Origin of the sequence: Dactylosporangium sp. CA-092794, from assembly GCF_050948465.1 — a bacterium.
GTDB lineage: Bacteria > Actinomycetota > Actinomycetes > Mycobacteriales > Micromonosporaceae > Dactylosporangium.
In genome coordinates, this window is the sequence record NZ_CP192044.1 from 8,944,634 (window position 1) to 8,963,373 (window position 18,740).

The window sequence follows — 18,740 nt, forward strand, 5'->3', positions numbered from 1 at the left end:
CGCCGCCTCAGGCACGGCTCGCCCGGGCCGCGGTGACGATCGCGGCGATGGCGCCGACCAGCAGTACCAACGCCCAGACAATGGCGGCGACGGCGCACACGATGCCGCCGACGGCGTCGGTGATGCTCGCCAGCACGCCCGGCACGACGCCGTGCAGGAACGACACCAGCAGCGTGCACAGCAGGGACGTCAGCGTCAGCAGGACCAGCCCCTTGTTCTGCAGGAAGCGCTCCTGGGCGATGGTGAGCGAGCCGGCGAACACGAACTTCAGGAACATCAGCAGGGCGAGCACCGCCGCCGCGGTACCCCTGGGAAAAGATCCGAATCCGATCAGATAGGCGATCGTGCCGAACGGGAACGCGAGCAGCAGCGTCACCATGCCGATCAGCTTGGTGATCCCGAGCGCGAGCAGCCCGATCGCGGCCAGCAGCAGCACGATCGCGAAGATCAGCGTGACCACACCCTGCAGCCGGCCGTGCAGCCGCTGCGGCACGACCAGCCCCGCCGCCATGAGCGCGACGGTGAACAGCGCGGCCGCGTCGACCAGGGCCAGATACGGGATGCCGAGGCCGGCCGGGCGGTCCACGGGCGTGCCGGCGGGCACCTGCAGCCCGGCCGCCGCGGCCTGCCCGGTGAGCGCGCCGCCCGCGTCGACGCCGCCGATGAGCAGGTGCTCGCCGAGCTCGACGCCGACGACGAGGGCCATCGCGACGAGCGCGACGAGGAAGAACGGTGTGCGCAGCCCCATCCCGCTCACCCGCCGGTGACCAGGGTGAGGGTGCAGGTCCGCGTCCCGTCGCAGATGACGTCGATGCCGGTCTCGCCGCCGCCGACGGTGACGCTGACCGTGTCGCCGGCGCCGACGTCGCTGCGCACCACCGTGTCCCGGCCGGGCGCCGGGGCTCGCACCGCGACCGCGCTGTCGGTGTGCAGCCGCACGCGGCGCTGTCCGGTGTCCGAGCCGGCCACCGTGAGCGTGCAGGTGCCGCCGGCGACGGTGAGCGTGTCGCCCTGCAGACAGGGCGCGCTCAGGTCGCCCCGTTTCGCTTCGGGGGTACCGCCGAAGTGCCTCCCGATCCAGGTCACGAACCCGCCGGGATCGCGCACCGCGCCGGCGCCGCCGCCGGCGCGGTGGGTCGCGGAGAGCGCGAACAGCACGCCCACGACCACCAGGCCGGCGATCACGACCCGCTGCTGCCGCATCTCAGTTGACCATCCTCGCGGTGCGCTCCGGGCTGGCCGGTCCGGCGTTGCCGAAGTCGTCCGCGGCGGCGACGGTCCAGCCGAACCGGTCGGAGATGGTGACGGCCGCGGGGCCGAACGGCCCGTACGGGTGCAGCGACGGCGCGTAGAAGTTCACGTCGACCCGCGCGGTGATGAGCGGGACGGGCAGGCACCCGCCGGGCAGGAACGGGACGTTCCCGCCCTGACACATCGTCGGGGTGACGGACACCACCCAGTGCGTCACGTACGCCTCGGCCTGGGTCCATTCGAGCCGGCCGCCGTCGATCTTGACCTCGGCGTCGACCGCGGTCGTCGGCGTCGGCGCGGTGAGCTTCACCGCGACGACGTAGGGCACCGCCGTGCCCCGGGCGACCTGGCTGCCGGCCGCGACCGACTGCTCCAGCACCGACCCGGCGTGCGCGGGGTCGGTGCGATGGCGGACGGTGCCGGTCAGCCCGGCCTGGGCGAGCGCGGCGGCCGCGTGGTCCTCGTCGAGCTGGGCCAGGTTGGGCACCGCCACCGGCCCGCTGGGCGTGGTCTGGGCCGGCCCCCCACGGCCGAGGGTGGCCACCAGGGTCACCACCACGACGGTGATGACGACGAGGCCGGCGGCGATGGCGAAGATCCACCACGGGATCCGGCGCCCGGCCGGGGCGGGCGGGGCCTCGATGGAGAACACCACCCGGTTGCTGAGCACCGAGGACTCCTCGGGGGCGGAGTCGGCGGAATACACGCGGCCCTGCAGCTCGTAGGTGCCCGGCGCGGTACCTTCCGGCACCTGCGCCTTGACCAGGAACGACACGGACGCGGCGGGGGCCACCCGGCGCTGGGGCTCGTCGACGCTGAACCAGCCCGCCTCGGCGCCCGCGCCGGGCACCGGCTCGAACACGACCCGGTCGGCGCGCTCGCCCGGGTTGGTGACGGTGAACGTGGTCTCCCCCTGCCGGGCATCGTTGAGCGCGATGCGCTCGCCGGCGGTGGTGACCACCCAGTTGGTGGACATGACGGCTCCTCGGGTTCTCAGGCGAGCTCGGCGGTGACGGCGGCGGGCTTCTCCAGCTCCACCGCGCGCCGGATCAGGTAGAGCTGGTCGCGCGCGGCCTCCGGCACCCGCACGACGATGTGGAAGGGCCGGTCGGCCGGCTCGTCGACGGCGAAGCCCTCGACGCCGGTGATGGTCTCCAGCAGGGCGCACAGCCCGGCCGCGGTGCCCCGGGCCCGGGCCAGATCGCCGGCCCGGGCGGCCAGATCGCGCTGCCGGCCCGGCGGCAGCGACCGGCCGACGTGGTCCATCGCGAGCCAGCCCAGCAGGTAGGGCAGGAACGCGTCCGGCGTGCGGTAGGGCGCGAACAGGTCCTCGATCGCGTCCAGCCGCCGCTCGACCGGCTCGTGCAGGCCCTCCATCACGTCCAGCAGCGCGGCCAGCACGCCGCCGGGGCCGGCCGCGTGCTGGTACACGGCCGGCAGCAGCCGCTCAATGTCCGCGCGTCGCATCCTCGCGCACCACCTCGATGTCGTGCTCCGCGGAGCAGAGCAGCCAGGTCTCGGGGATCGTCACCGGCGCGCGGGTCTCGCGGTCCGCGACGAACGCCCACGTCTCGGTGTCGTCGCCGCGGAACACGCCGCGGCGGGTGCCGGCCAGGCCGCGGTGCGCCGGGCCGCCGACCCCGCCGGCGGCCAGCGCCTCGACCGGCTCGAACCGGGTGCGGTCGCGCAGCGGCAGGCCGCCGTTGACGCTCGAGGGCTGCCACTGCGGCGCGCTCGCCGTGGTGTCCAGCCGCAGTACCCCGGCGCTCTGCGTGGCGGCGAGCACCGTGCGGCCGTCGAAGTCGAGGTCCCAGCAGGTGCCGCCGCTCCAGCCGGCGCCGACCCGCTCCCAGCGCACGTCGGCCTCGAACAGCCGGGCCCGGTGGCAGCCCTGGCCGGGCTTGGCCGGATCGGCCTCGCCGGCGCCGATCCACAGCACCGTGGCCGAGCCGTCCAGCTGCACCTCGATCGCCCGCGCGTCGACGCCGCGCAGCCCGACGTGGCTGAACGTGCCGGCCGCGCCGCCGGCGACGGAGAGGTACACGCCCTGCTGCGCCTGCGCGGCGACCGCGACGCCGTGCACGCCCCGTTCGGAGACGAACGATCGCACGCCCGCGAAGCCGCGGTCCGGGTCCTGCGCGTCGACGAGGATCTGCAGCGGTACCGCTCCCGCGGCGGCCGGCAGCTCGTAGAGCCCGCTGTCGGTGGCGCACAGCAGGGTGGCGACGCCCTCCCGGTCGGTCCACGCGAGGTCCGCGACGGCCGGCTCCAGCACGGCGACGAGCGTCCACGTCTCGCCGAGGTCGGCGGACAGGCGCACCGCCGAGCCGCCGTCCTCGGTGCGGGTCACCACCGCGAGGTGGCCGGGGCGGGCCACCACGCCCGGGCGCCGGTCGGCCGGCGCCGCGACAACGCGGCGCACCTCCTCGCCCGGGAAGCGCCCGACCGTCTCCCAGCCGTCGCCGCCGTTGGTCGAGCGGAACAGCAGCGCGCCGCAGCCGGCGTACCAGGTGTCGCGCTGGAACCGGTCGGCGGCCACGGTGCGCACCGGCCCGTCCGGCGCCTCCTCGACCACGAACCGCACGTCGTCGACGTAACGCACGCCCGGCTCGGCGGACTCCAGCATCCGGTAGACGTTGGAGGCGCGCAGCGGCTCGCCGAACGCCCAGCCGGCCGGGTTGAGCGGCGTCGGCAAGGGGCTGATCGTGGCGTGCAGCCGGTCGTTGACCCGCCGCCGGACCGCGTCGACGTCCTCGTGCGGGCCGACGACGACCCGGGCGTGCACCGAGACCGCCTTGTAGCGGGCCCAGCCGGCCAGGACCCGGGTGCCCAGCGCCCGGCGCTCGTCGAGGTCGCGCTGGGTCTGCTCGCGCACGTCGTCGGTCTGCGCGCGCAGCATGCTCGCGTGCGGCAGCCGCCAGTCCGGCCGGGACTCGGCACCCACGTGCGGCACCAGCACCACCTCGACCTCGCCCGGGCGGGCGAAGGCCCACATCGCGCTGCGGGTGAACGCCTTGGCCCGGGCCACCGCGGCCGAGGCGGCGGTGGCCAGCAGCTCGAAGTCGCGGGCGGTCACCGCCCGGCGCAGCGCGAAGAACTCGTAGGGGCCGCGGGCCAGCGCGGCGTCGACCGCCTCCAGGTCGCGGCCGCCGGTGGCCGGTTCCCGGTTGGTGACGCTCACCCCGGGGACCGGCTCGCGCAGGGCGGCGAGGGTGCCGGCGCCGACGTTGCCGGCCGCGCCGCCGCCGGTGCGGTACCACAGCCGGATCTCGCGGCCGGCGGGCGGCACCGCGGCCACCGGCTGCCCGCCCTCGTCGACCGCGGGCGCGAACGTGACGGTGCCGGTGCCGCGGTCCAGCAGGTACACCCGGGCGCCGGCGGGCAGCCCGGCGAAGCCGTCCACGGGCCGCCAGATCTCGAACGAGCGCCCGTCGTGCTCGCGGGCCGCGGCGCCCTCGCCGGCCTCCTCCGCCGGCGTCTCCACGCCCAGCAGCACGTCCAGCGCCTCGGTGGTGGTGACCACCGGCGCGTGCGCGGCCCGCAGCACCTGGCCCGGGCGGCCGGTGCCGAGGCCAAGCAGCTCGGCGGCGACCGGCTCGCAGTGGTGGGCGCGCACCCGCGCCTCGTTCTCGCCCTCGGCGAGCGCGACCGACTCGGTGGTGACGAACACGACCGGGCGCGGGTCGGCCCCGCCCGCGGCGGCGACCCGGGTGCCGGCCGGGATCGCGATCCGGCCGCGCCCGTCGCCGGTGCGGGTGAACGTCAGCTCCGCCCACGCCGCGGCGGGGGCCCGGCGGGCCACCCCGAGCAGGTTCAGGAACTCCACGAACGCCTTCTCCGGCAGCCGGTTCACCCGGAACAGCAGGACCTCGGTCAGGTGGGCGAAGGCCTCCACGAGCGTGATGCCCGGGTCGTGCACGGACAGGTCCGTCCATTGTGGATTGGTACGGGCGATCCGCTCCCGCGCCTCGCGGACGAGGTCCACGAAGGTGCGGTCGTCGAGGTTCGGTACGGGCAGGGTCATGGCCGGCTCCCGCTCTGGGCCGGACCGAGGTCCAGCGGCAGGTCGATGACGTCGAGCGACGCCGTGGCCCGCACCCGGTAGCGCAGCCTGATGTTCAGCCGGGTCGGGATGTCGGCGTCGGCGGCCGCGTCAAGCTCGACGATGTCGGCGCGCGGCTCCCACCGCTGCACGGCCTGGCGCACGTAGTGCACGGCGAGGCCGGCGGTGGTGTGGTCGTTGGGGGCGAACAGCAGCCGGTTGAGGTGGCAGCCGTAGTCGGGCCGCATCAGCCGCTCGCCCGGTGCGGTCGACAACAGCAGCAGCAGCGCCTGGCGTACCGCGCCGTCACCCTCCACCATGGACAGCGTGCCGGCCGCGGTCAGCGCGGGCCCGGCCTCGGCGAACCGGATCGCCCGCTGCGGCTCGGTCATCGGTCCACGCTCACGTGCGTCTGGCCCGGGTCGCGGACCGTGTAGTGCACCGTGCCCGGGACCGTGCCGTCGGTCAGGCCGTCCAGGTTGGACAGTACGACCGCGGCGCCGCCGACGCGCACCCAGCCGCTGTAGCCGGCGGCCACGGCGAGCGTGGTGGTGCACGGCTTCACGGTCGGGCCGACGTTCGGGCAGCCGGCGAGGGTGCGCCCCTCGGGGTCGGCGGCGACGAGCACCTCGCTGCCGCCGATGCGCACCCAGTGCTGGGACGCCACGTTGCCCACGCGGCCGTCGTGGCCGCAGCGGACGTCCGCGGCGAGGTTCACGACCTTCACGGCGTACCTCCCGGTGTTGCCAGTGGTGAGTGCTCGAAGTCGACGGTGGCCGCCCGCACGGTGATGCCGCGCCCGGGCGCGTCCAGCAGCAGGTCGGTCTCGGCGTGCAGGCGCAGCAGGTCGGGGGTGAGCTCGACGTAGGAGCCGGCGGCGTTCTGCAGGCGCAGCGAGCGGCGCTCGTCGTCCACGACCACCGACTGGCCGGCGGCGCTGCGCATCGACCAGCGGCGCACCCCGCCGCCGCTGACGCCGGCCGCGTCCGGGGCCGGCGTGGTGCCGAACAGGCCGCCGAGCACCACCGCGTCGGCGGTCGCCTCGTGCGGCAGCGCCACCACCACCGGGTCGCCGACGTCGGGCAGCACCACCAGGCCGCGGCCGGCGCCGGCGCCCGGCACGAGCACGGCCAGCCAGCCGAGGTCGAGCCCGCCGTGGGCGCCGAGCGCGACGCGGACCCGGCCGCAGCCATCGGGGTCGTCGACCGCGGTGACGGTACCCAGGCTCAGCGAGGTCGCGGGCTCCGGCAGGCGCCGGGCGGGCGGCCGGGTGGAGACCGCGGCGAGGTAGCCGTCGGCGTCCACCGTGGACACCACCTCGGTCAGCACGTAGGTGCCGTCCAGCGCGGCGGCGACCCCCTCGGCCCGGATCCGCCGCCCGGGCCGCAGCGCGGCGTCGCCGGCCACGACCGCGTCGAGCACGACCGTCCGCGCGGCGCTGGCGTCCAGCGCGCCCTGCGCGACCGCGCGCAGCTCGTCGGCGCCGCCGGCCGCCTCGTCGACCAGGGTCAGCGTGGCCGCGCCGGCGGCGGTCTCCGGCCGCGGCGCCAGGGCGATGTCCCGCCCGGCGCGCGGGCGCTCCACCGCGGCGGTGAGCACGTCGGCCGAGCGGGGCCGCCAGGCCAGCGCCGTGCAGCGCACCGCGGCCCGCTCCAGGCTCGCGCTGACCTCGACCCGGTGCATGGTGTGCCCGTAGCGCAGCGGCAGCGGCGCGCCGTGGCCTTCCAGGGTGAGCAGGTGCAGGTCGGCGCCGTCGAGCACGGCGTAGAGCCCGACCCGCTCCAGGGTCTCGGTGAGCAGCTCCAGGTCGCGGCGGCGGTGCTGGACGACGCGCTCGAACCGGGGCCCGCGCTCGTGCGCCCGCACGGTCACGCCGAGCCCGTCGCACACCGTCTCGGCCAGCTCGGCCGCGTCGAGCCGCTCCAGGCAGCGCAGGGACTGCCGCTTGCGCAGCCGGTGCAGCCGGTCGTAGGCGACGACCCGGGTCGCGGCCTCCCCGTCGGCGCCGCGGACCAGGTCCACGCCGGTGACCTCACCGTCGAACAGCGGCCCCGCATCGCCCGCCACGCGGACGGTCAGCGCCGCGCCGAGCAGCTCCAGGCCCCGCCCGTCGGGGTCGTCCAGCGTCAGCTCGCACTGCGCGGGCCGGGACAGCCGGGCGGCCACCCGGACCGCGACGACCCGGCACCCGTCCGGCAGCGGCCCGCCGGCCGCGGTCACCTCCACCGCCGGGATCACGCCGCACTCCCCGGCTCCGGCCCGGCCGGCACGCTGCCGGCGGCCACGTCCACGCACGCGCCTTGCACCGGCGCGCCTTGCACCGGCGCGTCGGACGCGGCCGCCTCCACCGCCGGGGTCATGCCGGGCTCCCCGGCGGCGGGACGGCCAGCACGCTGCCGGCGGTCACGTCGAGCGGGTCGGCCACGCCGTTGTGCGCGGCCAGCTCGCGCCAGCGCATCGGGCTGCCCAGCGCCTCGGCGGCGAGCAGGTCGATGCGCACGCCGGAGCGCTCGCCGCCCCCGCCCCCGACCGCCTGGACCGCGGCCGGGCGGCCGGCGGCCGGGGCGGCGGTGGCCGAGCGGGCCAGCTCCTCGTCGTACGAGCGGGCGGCGCCGTCCCCGGGCTCGTCGACGCGCAGCAGCTTCAACCGCAGCCACGAACGGCCGGGGGCGCCGGTCGCGTTGAACGCGTCGAACCGCTCGGCGATCGCCGAGACCACGCCGGGCACGTTCCACGACTTGCCCCAGACCAGCCGGACCAGCGGCGGGCGGGCGGCGCCGCGCTCCTCGGCCGAGTTCTCGGCCAGGCTCCACAGCCGGCCGGTGAGCTCGCGCACGTCCTGCGGCGCGGGGCCGGACTCGACCAGCGCGACGTCGAAGACCATGTCCAGGACCAGCTCGGTGCGCCCGCCGCCGGTGAACCGCACCGGGTCGTCGGCCCGGCCCCGGCCGACGAGCCGGTCACCACCGGCCGCCGGCGTGCGGATGCCGGCGAGGCGCTGCACCTCGAAGGTCTCCGGGTTGAGCAGGCAGTCGATGCGCTCGCCGGTCGCATCGACGATGAACGCTACGCGTTCCATGCCAGTCCTCGCTGTTCCTCGTCCAGGTAGCGGTCCCGATCCCGGGCGTCCCGCCGCGCCACCACCGTCCACTGTGGCCTGTCATCCGGCAGCCGCGGCCACCGATCGGCGCCGGTCTCCCGCTCCACCGCGATCGCATCCACAATGGACACCACCGGGTCGTCGTCGTCCGCCGCCGCCTCGAACCGCGGCACCTCGGGCCAGACCGCCCCGGCCGCCTCGAACCGCAGCACCTCAGGCCAGACGGCCGCGGCCGGCTCGAACCGTGGAGACACGGGCCAGGCATCCGCGGGAGCGACCGGCGTGGGGCCCAGCACCGGCTCGGGATCCGCGTCGTCGGTCCTCCGCAATTCGGGCAATGACGGCCAAGTCGCCTCATCTTGGCGCGGCTCCGACTCCCTCCGAGGCGGCTCCATCTCGCCCCGCAACCGCTCCGGCCCGCCCCGCAGCCGCTCCAACTCGCCCCACAGCCCCTCCGGCCCGCCCCGCAGCCGCTCCGGCCCGCCCCGAAGTCGCTCCGATTCGCCCCGAAGTGGCGTCGGCTCGTCCCGGGCCGGCGTCGGCTCGACCTCGGCCTGGGTTGGGCCCGAAATCGAGGGGCTGGCGGAGACCGGTTCCGCACCGATCACGGAAAATCGTGATATGTCCGATAAGTCGTGGCGCGGAGCGCCCGACTTATCGGTTGTGCTTGGCGCCGCGGGCCTGGCAGGGAGGGCCGCCAAGGCCCGACCGGTGGCTGGCGGGAGCAACGGTCTGGAAGTGACGCGGCCCGAGTCATCGGTTTTGGTCTCTGCCCCGGACGGACGCTCCGGGGGCGGGGCGGGCGCGACGCCGCCGACCCGGACGCCCCGCAGCAGCTGCGGGGCCCGGGCGCGAACCGCCGCCAGCCAGTGCTCCGGGGCGTTACGCAGCGGGCCCTGGGCCACTGCCGACCTCCCGCTGCAGCCCCTCGTGCGCCAGGCAGAGCGTCTCGATCGCCAGCTCCCGGCTCATCGCGTCGAGCGGCGCGCCGTACCACTCCTGCGGCCACGCGTTGACCAGGTTCCAGCGCAGCACCTCCGCGGACCCGGCCGCGTCGAGCAGCACGATGGAGGCGTTGCGGCGGCTGACCCGGCCCTCGACGGCGGTCATTAGCCAGTCCCACAGCTCGGCCGACCGGGTGAGGCCGAACCGCAGCGTCACCGGCGGGTAGGTGACCCGGCTCGGGATCGCGCGCACGACGCTGTTGCTGCCGGCCTCGCGGTAGGAGATCCGCTCGACCTTGACGCCGAGGCCGCTGACCTCCGTGAAGTGCCCCTCGGTCACGTTGTTGATGAGCAGCTTGAAGTTGTAGGCGCGGAACGGGTCGACCCAGTTGCCGGGCTGGGCCGACGGCGCTGCGGCGGCGGACGGCATGGTCATCGCTGGGCTCCCCTTTACTGCGGTTCGGTGCCGACGGAGGACTGGCTGAGCTTGAACACGACGAACTCGGCCGGCTTCACCGGCGCGACGCCGATGAGGGCGACGACCTGGCCCGCGTCGCGGACCTCGGGCGGGTTGGTCTCCGCGTCGCACTTGACGAAGAACGCCTGCTGCGGTGTGGTGCCCATGAGCGCGCCGTCGCGCCAGACCCGGGTCAGGAACGCGCCGATGTCCCGGCGGATCGAGCGCCACAGCTGCTCGTCGTTGGGTTCGAAGACGATCCAGCGGGTACCGTCGGCAATCGACTCCTTGAGCATGCTGAACAGCCGGCGCACGTTGAGGTAGCGCCACTCGGAGGCCTCGGCGGCCAGGGTGCGGGCGCCCCAGATGCGGATGCCCTCCGCCGGGAAGTAGCGGATGCAGTTGACCCCGGCCGGGTTCAGCAGCTCCTGCTCGGCCCGGGTGATCCGGTAGGCGAGGTCGACCGCGCCGCGGACCGGCTCGTTCGCGGGCGCCTTGTGCACGCCGCGCAGCGAGTCGGAGCGGGCCCAGACGCCGGCCACGTGGCCGCTCGGCGGGGTGGCCACCACCTCGCCGCTCATCGGGTCGCGGACCACCAGCCACGGCGCGTAGAAGGTGCCGTAGTCGGACTGGCGCGGGCGCAGGCCGCCGTCGTCGGGCGCGTCGTCGCCGGTCTTGGGCTTCGGCTTCGCGCCGGCCGCGGCGACGCGGGTCAGCCGCTCCACGTCGGTGATCTCCGGCGGCGGGTCGAGGACGGCGAGCCGGTCGCCCATGAGCTCGCAGTGCCGCAGCAGGTCCTCGTGGGAGAGCGGGTCGTGGTAGCCGGGCGCGGCCACGATGGCCACCTCGTCGATCGCCTCCAGCAGGGCGAGCCCGGTGCGGGTGCGCCCGGTGCCGCCGATCGGCTCGCCCGGTGCGACGTTGACCACGTAGCAGCGGCCGCCGCCGTTGTCGAAGAAGCCGTACACCGCGCGGGACAGCGGCGTGCTCGCGGCCCCGTCCGCGGCGGCGAAGACGCGCAGGAACTCCGACCAGGAGCCGATCGCCACGGCCTGGTTGCGCCGGGCGTCGGGCACCGGGGCCGTGCCGACGAACGCGGCCGTGCTCGTGCCGACCGCCCCGATCGGGCGGGCCCCGCCGCTGACCTCTTCGACGTAGACCCCGGGTGATGCGTAGTGGGGCATTGTCAGTCCTCTCTGAACTCGCAGCGGATCACCGCGGGCCGCGGGTCGTCCGCCGGGACCTGGTGGTGGAACTGGCGCCCGCGGCCGGTCAGCCGCAGCGCGATCGGCCGGTCGGCGGGCAGCCCGGGCAGCGCGAACCGGCCGGCGGCGTCGGTGTGGGCGGCGGCCAGGCCGTCGCCGGTCTCCACCCGCAGGCCGGGCAGCGGCACGTCGCCGGGGCCGAGCACGACGCCGGTGAGCTCCCGCAGCGGCGTGGGCACCAGCCGCAGCGTCTCCCGGACGAGCGGGGTGGCGGGCCGCGGGCGGTCCAGCCGGGTGACGACGTCGACGTGGAACGCGGGCCGTGGTACCGCCCGCACCGCCTCCCACAGCCCGGCCGGCACCGGCTCGAACACCGGCTCGTACGGCCCGCCGACGCTCGCCCGCAGCAGAAGGTCGAGCGGCTCGAGGTCGTCGGGGCGCCCGGCGCACAACATGTAGCGCAGCCGCAGCCGCAGCGGGCCGCCGCCCGGGTTCGCCCGCAGCTGCTGCTCGGGGAGCAGGTTGAGCAGCCAGCAGTACGCGTCGGCGGGCGACTCGGGCACGGGCGGGCCGGCGGCGACCGTCAGCCCGGTCCCGGCGGCCCAGCGCAGCAGCGCCTCGGTCGCGGCCGAGATGGCTCCTTCGGGCATTGACGCTTCTCCCTCTGCCGTGTGTAGCGGTGAGAAGACGGTCTTCGGCCCGGTGTGATACCGGCGCGGGTGTCAGCAACCCGACCTTGCCGCGCGAGTCGTCCGGCCCGGGGGTGGCCCTCTCACCCGCCGGTTGCCGACCGTGGTCTGGATGATCCGATCCGCGCTGCGCTGGCCGCTGATCGTGCCCCCGGTCGCGGTGGTCGAGCTGATCGCGACGTGGGGCCGCAAGCCGGGCGTCGTGCTGCTCGCCGTGCTGGAGCTGGGGCTGATCGCCGCGGTCATCGCCGCCGTGCACCACGCCGAGGTGGTGGCCCACCGCGTCGGCGAGCCGTTCGGGACGCTCATCCTGGCCGTCGCGGTCACGATCATCGAGGCCGGGCTGATCCTCATGCTCATGGCGGCCGGCGGCACGCGGTCGCAGAGCCTGGCCCGCGACACGGTGTTCGCCGCGTTCATGATCATGTGCAACGGCGCGATCGGGCTGTGCCTGTTCGTCGGCGGGCTGCGGCACCATACCGTCGAGTTCCGGGTCCAGGGCGTCTCGGCCGGCCTGGCCACGCTCACCGCCCTGGCCACGCTCGCGCTGGTGCTGCCGTCGTTCACGACCGCGACCCCGGGCCCGGGCTACTCACCCGCCCAGCTGGCGTTCGCCGGCATCGCCTCGCTGGTGTTGTACGGCATGTTCGTCTTCGTCCAGACGGTGCGCCACCGCGACTACTTCCTGCCGCTGGTCCCCACGTCCGACGATCACGACGACGGCGACGAGTCCGGCCACGCCGATCCCCCGACGGTGGCGGCGGCCCTGCTGAGCCTCGGCCTCCTCGCGCTGTGCCTGGTCGCGGTGGTCGGCCTGGCCAAGTCGGTCTCGCCGGGGATCGAGCGGCTGGTGGTGTGGGCCGGCGCCCCGCCGACGGTGGTCGGCCTCGCGATCGCGCTGTTGGTGCTGCTGCCGGAGAGCATCGCCGCGGTCCGCGCGGCGGCCCGCAACCGCGTGCAGACCAGTCTCAACCTGGCCGTCGGCTCGGCGCTGGCCAGCATCGGGCTGACCATCCCGGTGGTCGGCGTGGCATCGATCGCGCTCGGCTGGCCGCTGGCCCTGGGGCTCAATGCCACCGAGTTGGTACTGCTGGCGCTCACGGTCGTGGTGACCGTGCTCACGGTCGCGCCGGGCCGGGCCACGCTCATGCAGGGCACCGTGCACCTGGTCGTCTTCAGCGCCTTCGTGTTCCTGGCCCTGAGCCCCTGAACGCCGCCGCGCGCAGCGCCGCGTGTCGTGGCATTGTCACATTGTCTCCGCAGGTTCGTCGTACTCGTCCCCCAGAATGGTCGATCGTCCAGGGAGTCCGGCGAACGGATAGCGCGTGCTCAGCGACGACGAACGGTGGCGTCAATGCCGGCCGGAGCGACCGACGGTCCCCGCGCCTTGGTGACCGGCGGGCCGTCCCGCGGCCCGGTGAGCCCGCGGCTGCGGGTCCACCGGGAGGACCACGCCGGGCTGATCGTCGTTCGCCTGGCCGGGCGGTTCGTGGCACTGACCGCCCTGAGCGCGGAGTCTTGTCTGGCACGGGCGCTGAGCGACCGGCCCCCACGGATCGTTTTGGAGGCTCATCGGGTGACCGAGATGGACGCCACCGCGGCGATGATGGTGCAGGCGGCGGGGCAGGTGGCCCGCGATCACGCGGGGTTCCTGCGCATCGCCGCCCCGTCGGAGGCGGTGGCGGCGGCGCTGCTGGCCCAGCCGTCCACGGCAGTGACCGTGTACCGCAGCCTCGCCGACGCGCTACGGCTGTGGACGCTGCCCGCCGACCCCGTCGACCCTGGCCCGCCGCGGCCGGGCACCGGCGGGCCTGGAGCGCTGCGGTGAGCCCGGGCGGCGCGGCGACGCGCAACCACCGGATGCTGGTCGGCGCCTTCCGGCCCCGCCCGGTGCGCGCGCCGGTCACCGGGCGGTGGATGGGGGCGCTGCTCGCCCCGAGCGAACGGGCCGGGCGGCTGCTGCTGGTCCTGCCGGTGCTGCCGGTGCTGGCGGTGACCGGCTGGCTGCTGACCGCGGTGCCGCTCGCCGTGCTGGGCGCGTTCCACTGGTGGACGGTGCTGCCGCTGGCGGCGCTCGGCGCCGGGCTGCTGATCCGCTGGACGCTGCCCCGGCTGGCCACGGTGCCGGCCCGACCGGCGCCCTGGTGGGCCTTGGGCGCCGTGCTGGCGGTGGCGGCCGGCTTCGCGGCGCTCGCGGTCCTGACGCACAGCCAGCAGGCGGTCCTGCACCGCGACGCGGGGACCTACGCGCAGATCGGCCTGTGGCTGAGCGGGCACTCCGGGCTCACCACGCCGGTGCCGGCCGACGCCTACGGGTCGGCCTCCGACATGGTCGTCTACGCCCATCCCGGCTTCTACGTCCAGGACGGCCAGATCGTCCCGCAGTTCATGACCGGCTGGCCGACGCTGCTGGCGGGCGGATTCTGGCTCGCCGGGTGGCACGGCGCGTTCGCGCTGCCGGGTCTCGTCGGCGGGGCGGCGGTGCTGGCGGTCGGCGGCCTGGCGGCCCGGCTGATCGGCCCGCGGTGGGCCCCGTTCGCCGCGCTGCTGCTGGCCCTGGCGTGGCCGATGCTGCGGGTCAGCCAGACGACCTACTCCGAGCCGATCGCCGGCCTGATGCTCGCCGGCGGCCTGTGCCTCCTCGCCGACGGCTGGTCGGCCGGTGCCTCCTCGTCGCGGCGGGGCGCGGCGGGGATGCTGCTCGGGCTGGCCGGGCTGGTGCTGTCCAGCGGCGAGCTGGTCCGGCTGGACATGGGAGTCGACTTCGCGCTGGTGCTGCCCGCGATCGGCTGGTGGTGGCTGCGCCGCCGGCCCGGCGTCGGCTGGTTCCTGCTCGGCACGGCGGTGGGCGGCGGCCTCGGGTTCCTCGACTGCCGGTACGTGACGCTGCCGTACGTGCTGGTGAACTGGTCCTCGGTCCGGCTCATGATCGTCCTGCTGGTGGTGGTCTCCGCCGTGACCGTGGCCGCCGCGATGGTGCTGCGGCAGCGCCCCCTCCCCCTCGGGCCGGGTCGCCGGCGCAGCCTCGCGACCTTGGCGGTCGCGGCGGTGGCCGTGGCCGGCATCGCCATCGCGGCCCGCCCGCTGCTCTACGTGGACCACTCCGTCACCGCGGCCGCGACCATCGACTACGTCGAGTCCCACCAGCGCGCGCTCGGGCTGCCGCTGGACGGCACCCGGGGTTACGCCGAGCAGAGTCTGTCCTGGATTTCGTGGTACCTCGGCTGGCCCGCCGTGCTGCTGGCCTGGGCCGGCATCATGCTCGCGGCCGCCGGTGTCGCGCGCGGCCGGGACTGGCGGCTGCTGCCGATGCTGCTCGTCTACGCCGGATCGGGCGCGGCCACGCTGCTGCGCCCGGCGATCACCCCGGACCATCCGTGGGCCGACCGCCGGCTCGTGGTCGAGGTCCTCCCCGCCGTCGTGCTGTTCGCCACCCTCGCCGTCGCCCGCGCCACCCGCGCGTGGCAGCGGGGCGGCGCGGGCCGGGCCGCGGCGGCGGTACCACCGCTGCGGCGAATGCCGCGACCGGCCCTGCTCGCGCTGCTGCCGGCGCTGCTCGTGCTCGCCGCGGCGGGACCCGCCCTGCCGGTCATCGCGAAACTGGCGCCGGTGCGCACGGAGTTGGGCGAGCCCGAGGCCGCCGCGGCCGTGTGCAAGGCACTCCGCCCGACGGACGCGGTGATCCTGATGGACACCGAGTGGGCCCCGACCATCCGCAACGAGTGCGGCGTGCCGGTCGCGGCGCTGACCGACCCGACCGTGGCCCGCATCCAGACGGTCGTGGCGGCGGTGCGGGCCACCGGCCGCGACCCGGTCCTCATGTCCGACTCGACGCTGCCGCTGCTGCCCTACGGCCTGCCGCCGCAGAAGGTCGTGGACCAGTGGGAGCAGGAGGATCAGCACCAGCTGATCCGGCCTCCGGACGGCGCCGGCTGGCGAAAGCTGCAGTGCTGGATCGTCCGCCCGTGACCGGCCCCCGGGCCGACGCCGGCCGGGAAGGGTGGTGGCGGGGTCAGCCGGTGACGTCCGGGCCGGCCTCGGACGGCGCGCGGACCGAGCGGGCGGTCAGGGCGGCCGCCCCGGCGAGCACCAGGTCGGCGACGGTCATCACGGCACGGGACAGCAGGGCGACCGCGGCCGCCTCGGCGGCGCCGGTCTGGGTGGTGAGCAGCGCGATGAGCAGCACCTCGCGGGCGCCGGCCCCGGCCGGGGCCACGACCAGCAGGAAGCCCACACACCAGGCCAGCGCGAACCCGCCGGCCGACACCGCGACGGCCGCGCCCGGGTGGCGGGCCAGGGGAGCGAGCAGCAGCCAGATGTGCGCGCCGAACAGCAGCCACGATCCGACCGACCAGACGGTCGCGGCCAGCACCGCCCGGCCCGGCAGCGGCCGCTCGAGCGGCGGCCGCCGGGTCAGCCGCAGGGCGACGGCGAGGACGGCGTTGACGACCCGCGGGTGCAGCCCGGCGGCGACGACGGGCACGGCGGCGAGCAGCCACCAGTACCGGTGGTCGGCACCGGCGAGCGCCGCCGGCAGCGTCGCCGCCGCGGTGAGCAGCCCGGCCCCGAGCGATATGAGCATGGTGAGCAGGGCGGCCGTGCCGGTCCGGTGCCGCGGTACCGCGTGGGCGCGCGCGAGCTCCATCTGGACCACGATCGGCCAGACCGAGCCGGGCACGTACTTGCCGAGTTGGCCGACGAAGAACACCTTCGCCGCCGCGGTCGCCGGCAGGTCGCTGCCGAGCCCGGCCAGCACCGCCCGCCAGGCCTGCAGCGTGGCTCCCAGCCCGGCCAGCGCGGCCAGCGTCCCGGCGACCACCGCGCCGGCGCCGATCTGCCCGGCCGCGTCCCCGATCTCGTGGCGGTGCGGCGCGATGGCCGCCGCTCCCCCGAAGACGGCCACGGCCAGGAACGCCCATCGGATCCACCGGCTGCCCACGACCGCACCGACGAGCCTGGCCGCCAGGCGGACCCATCCCGCACGGGACGGCGTCACCTCGGACCCGGCCGCGGGTGGCGGGGGCGGCGTCCGGTCGGGCATCGCCCGAGCCTATCCACCGGGCCGCGGCCGGGCGGCGGCGCGGTGGTGGTTAGCGTGAGGGGCATGCGCGTCGTGTTCTTCGGCACCTACGACACCGGCACGCACCCGCGGGTGCTGGTGCTGGAGCAAGGGCTGCGCGCGCACGGCGCCACCGTGCTGGAGTGCAATGCGCCGCTGGGTGTCGGCACCGCCGGGCGGGTCGCGGCGGTGCGGCGGCCGTGGCGGATGGTGCCGCTCGCGGCGCGGGTCGCCCGGCGCTGGTGGTCGCTGGCGCGCGCGGCCCGGGCGGTGCGGCCCGGGCGCGGCCGGGCGCCGGTGGACGCGGTGGTCGTCGGCTACCTCGGGCTGCTCGACGTGCACCTGGCCCGGCTGCTGTTCCGCCGCGTCCCGATCGCGCTGGACCACCTGGCCGGCGCCGCCGACACGGCGGCCGACCGCCGGCTCGGCGCCGGGATGCGGCACCGGCTGATGGCCGCCCTCGACCGCGCCGCGCTGCACCGGGCCGACATCGTCGTGGTCGACACCGACGAGCAGCGCGCGACCCTGCCCGCGCCCGTGCGGCGGCGCGCCGTGGTGTGCCCGGTCGGCGCCCCGGACGCCTGGTTCGCGGCGGCGACGACCGAACCGGCCGCGGAGGAGCCGCTGCGGGTGGTGTTCTTCGGGCTGTACACCCCGCTGCAGGGAGCGCCGGTGATCGGCGCGGCCGCGCGGCTGCTGGCCGGGCGGCCGGTGCGCTTCACGATGGTCGGCCACGGCCAGGACGAGGAGGACACGCGCCGCGCCGCCGAGGGCGCCGCGGTGCGCTGGGTGCCGTGGGCGAGCGCGGACGAGCTGCCGGGCCTCGTCGCCGGCCACGACGTGTGCCTGGGCATCTTCGGCACCGGGGCGAAGGCGCACCGGGTGGTACCGAACAAGGTCTTTCAGGGTGCGGCCGCAGGCTGCGCGATCGTCACCGGCGACACCGTCCCGCAGCGGCGGGCCCTCGGTGACGCCGCGCTGTTCGTCCCGCCCGGCGACCCGGCGGCGCTGGCCGAGGGGCTCGAGCGGCTCGCGACCGACCGGGCCGCGCTGGACCGCCTGCGGGCCGCCGCGCGCCGCCTCGCCGCGGACCGGTTCACCGCCGCGCGGGTGACGTTGCCGCTCTGGGAGCGCCTCGCCGAGGGCCGCCCGGCCGATGACCTCAGGGCCGCCGGCGCGGCGGGGGCGCGGCGGTGAGCGGGGCGCGGCTCGACGCGGGCCGGATGGACGGGATCGCGCCGCTGTCGCTCAACGCGTGGCTGCGGCTCGACGTCGTGGCGCGGCTCTTTCCCGACGGGCCGGCCGACGTGCTGGAGGTCGGCTGCGGGCAGGGCGGGTTCGGGGCCCGGCTGGCGCAGCGGCACCGGTATCTGGGGCTCGAACCCGATGCGCGGTCGTTCGCCGTGGCCGAGCGGCGGCTGCGCGCGGCGGGGAGCGGGCGGGTGGCCAACATCCGGCTGGAGGAGCTGCCGCCGGAGCGGTTCGACGTCGTGTGTGCGTTCGAGGTGCTCGAGCACCTCGACGACGACGTCGCCGCCGTGGCGGCGTGGGCGGGGCGGCTGCGGCCCGGCGGGCGGCTGCTGCTGTCGGTGCCGGCCTACCAGCACCGCTACGGCCCCGCCGACGAGCTGGTCGGGCACGTGCGCCGCTACGACCCGGCGGCGCTGCGGGCGCTGCTGACCGGCGCCGGCCTCACCGACGTGCGGGTGCGGCACTACGGCATGCCGCTGGGCTACCTGCTGGAGGCCGGCCGCAACGTGGTGGCCCGCCGGCGGCTCGGGCGGGTCGGCGCGGCGACGCCGGAGCAGCGCAGCGCGGCGTCGGGACGGTTGCTGCAGCCGTCGGTACCGCTGCGGGGAATGCTGCACCGGTGGGGCACGGCGCCCTTCCGGTTGCTGCAGCGGGTCACGCCGGGCACCGGACCGGGACTCATCGCGATGGCCCGGCTCCCGAGCAAAGACCCCGCATAACCGAAATGTCGGATATATCCGTC

At 76.2% G+C, this 18,740-nt stretch carries 20 protein-coding genes; 5 read left to right on the forward strand and 15 right to left on the reverse strand.

Annotated features, from left to right (window positions below; genetic code table 11):
* Positions 1–7 precede the first annotated feature (7 nt).
* The 14 genes from ACQPXD_RS38330 to ACQPXD_RS38395 form a co-directional block, all read right to left on the reverse strand.
* Positions 8–748 carry a hypothetical protein gene (locus tag ACQPXD_RS38330; protein WP_432826859.1) on the reverse strand — a complete coding sequence of 247 codons (741 nt, stop codon included), beginning with the start codon at positions 746–748 and terminating at the stop codon, positions 8–10.
* A gap of 5 nt (positions 749–753) precedes the next feature.
* Positions 754–1,203 (reverse strand): hypothetical protein, encoded by a 450-nt coding sequence (locus ACQPXD_RS38335; protein ID WP_432826861.1) that lies wholly within the window; start codon positions 1,201–1,203, stop codon positions 754–756.
* A gap of 1 nt (position 1,204) precedes the next feature.
* Positions 1,205–2,227 (reverse strand): PASTA domain-containing protein, encoded by a 1,023-nt coding sequence (locus tag ACQPXD_RS38340; protein ID WP_432826863.1) that lies wholly within the window; start codon positions 2,225–2,227, stop codon positions 1,205–1,207.
* Between the two features lie 17 nt (positions 2,228–2,244).
* A complete protein-coding gene (locus ACQPXD_RS38345; protein WP_432826865.1) occupies positions 2,245–2,718 on the reverse strand; it encodes a phage tail protein in 474 nt (157 codons plus the stop codon).
* Positions 2,699–5,275, reverse strand: a complete 2,577-nt coding sequence (locus ACQPXD_RS38350; protein WP_432826867.1) for a putative baseplate assembly protein — start codon at positions 5,273–5,275, stop codon at positions 2,699–2,701. The genes ACQPXD_RS38345 and ACQPXD_RS38350 overlap by 20 nt, the downstream gene beginning before the upstream one ends.
* Positions 5,272–5,685, reverse strand: coding sequence for a GPW/gp25 family protein (locus tag ACQPXD_RS38355; RefSeq protein ID WP_432826869.1), 414 nt, complete (start codon positions 5,683–5,685; stop codon positions 5,272–5,274). The genes ACQPXD_RS38350 and ACQPXD_RS38355 overlap by 4 nt, the downstream gene beginning before the upstream one ends.
* Entirely contained in the window at positions 5,682–6,020 is a 339-nt protein-coding gene (locus ACQPXD_RS38360) for a hypothetical protein (protein WP_432826871.1), read from the reverse strand. The genes ACQPXD_RS38355 and ACQPXD_RS38360 overlap by 4 nt, the downstream gene beginning before the upstream one ends.
* Positions 6,017–7,531 (reverse strand): phage baseplate assembly protein V, encoded by a 1,515-nt coding sequence (locus tag ACQPXD_RS38365; RefSeq protein ID WP_432826873.1) that lies wholly within the window; start codon positions 7,529–7,531, stop codon positions 6,017–6,019. Before ACQPXD_RS38365 ends, ACQPXD_RS38360 begins: the two co-directional genes overlap by 4 nt.
* On the reverse strand, positions 7,528–7,653 hold the full coding sequence (locus ACQPXD_RS38370) for a hypothetical protein (protein ID WP_432826875.1): 126 nt from the start codon (positions 7,651–7,653) through the stop codon (positions 7,528–7,530). Before ACQPXD_RS38370 ends, ACQPXD_RS38365 begins: the two co-directional genes overlap by 4 nt.
* Complete coding sequence (locus ACQPXD_RS38375) at positions 7,650–8,372, reverse strand: hypothetical protein (RefSeq protein ID WP_432826877.1); 723 nt, start codon at positions 8,370–8,372, stop codon at positions 7,650–7,652. Before ACQPXD_RS38375 ends, ACQPXD_RS38370 begins: the two co-directional genes overlap by 4 nt.
* Positions 8,360–8,647, reverse strand: coding sequence for a hypothetical protein (locus ACQPXD_RS38380; protein WP_432826879.1), 288 nt, complete (start codon positions 8,645–8,647; stop codon positions 8,360–8,362). The genes ACQPXD_RS38375 and ACQPXD_RS38380 overlap by 13 nt, the downstream gene beginning before the upstream one ends.
* Before the next feature lie 628 nt (positions 8,648–9,275).
* Positions 9,276–9,773: a phage tail protein gene (locus ACQPXD_RS38385; RefSeq protein ID WP_432826881.1), complete on the reverse strand. Its 498-nt coding sequence runs from the start codon at positions 9,771–9,773 to the stop codon at positions 9,276–9,278.
* Positions 9,774–9,787: 14 nt separating this feature from the next.
* The gene (locus ACQPXD_RS38390) at positions 9,788–10,978 is read right to left on the reverse strand and encodes a phage tail sheath family protein (RefSeq protein WP_432826883.1); all 1,191 of its coding nucleotides are present in this window, start codon (positions 10,976–10,978) and stop codon (positions 9,788–9,790) included.
* A gap of 2 nt (positions 10,979–10,980) precedes the next feature.
* The gene (locus ACQPXD_RS38395) at positions 10,981–11,649 is read right to left on the reverse strand and encodes a carboxypeptidase-like regulatory domain-containing protein (RefSeq protein ID WP_432826885.1); all 669 of its coding nucleotides are present in this window, start codon (positions 11,647–11,649) and stop codon (positions 10,981–10,983) included.
* A 151-nt stretch (positions 11,650–11,800) separates the two neighbouring features.
* Between ACQPXD_RS38395 and ACQPXD_RS38400 the strand changes: the two genes are divergently transcribed.
* From ACQPXD_RS38400 to ACQPXD_RS38410, 3 genes are all read left to right on the forward strand, one after another.
* The gene (locus ACQPXD_RS38400) at positions 11,801–12,898 is read left to right on the forward strand and encodes a calcium:proton antiporter (protein ID WP_432826887.1); all 1,098 of its coding nucleotides are present in this window, start codon (positions 11,801–11,803) and stop codon (positions 12,896–12,898) included.
* A gap of 144 nt (positions 12,899–13,042) precedes the next feature.
* Positions 13,043–13,516: an STAS domain-containing protein gene (locus ACQPXD_RS38405; RefSeq protein WP_432826889.1), complete on the forward strand. Its 474-nt coding sequence runs from the start codon at positions 13,043–13,045 to the stop codon at positions 13,514–13,516.
* Positions 13,513–15,657 (forward strand): hypothetical protein, encoded by a 2,145-nt coding sequence (locus tag ACQPXD_RS38410; RefSeq protein ID WP_432826891.1) that lies wholly within the window; start codon positions 13,513–13,515, stop codon positions 15,655–15,657. The genes ACQPXD_RS38405 and ACQPXD_RS38410 overlap by 4 nt, the downstream gene beginning before the upstream one ends.
* 43 nt (positions 15,658–15,700) lie before the next feature.
* Here the strand turns inward: ACQPXD_RS38410 and ACQPXD_RS38415 are convergent, their stop codons facing one another.
* Positions 15,701–16,729, reverse strand: a complete 1,029-nt coding sequence (locus ACQPXD_RS38415) for a hypothetical protein (RefSeq protein WP_432826893.1) — start codon at positions 16,727–16,729, stop codon at positions 15,701–15,703.
* Positions 16,730–16,792: 63 nt separating this feature from the next.
* On the opposite strand from ACQPXD_RS38415, the gene ACQPXD_RS38420 reads away from it, so the two are divergent.
* A complete protein-coding gene (locus ACQPXD_RS38420) occupies positions 16,793–17,944 on the forward strand; it encodes a glycosyltransferase (RefSeq protein ID WP_432826895.1) in 1,152 nt (383 codons plus the stop codon).
* Positions 17,941–18,717: a class I SAM-dependent methyltransferase gene (locus ACQPXD_RS38425; RefSeq protein ID WP_432826897.1), complete on the forward strand. Its 777-nt coding sequence runs from the start codon at positions 17,941–17,943 to the stop codon at positions 18,715–18,717. The genes ACQPXD_RS38420 and ACQPXD_RS38425 overlap by 4 nt, the downstream gene beginning before the upstream one ends.
* The last annotated feature ends 23 nt before the right edge of the window (positions 18,718–18,740 follow it).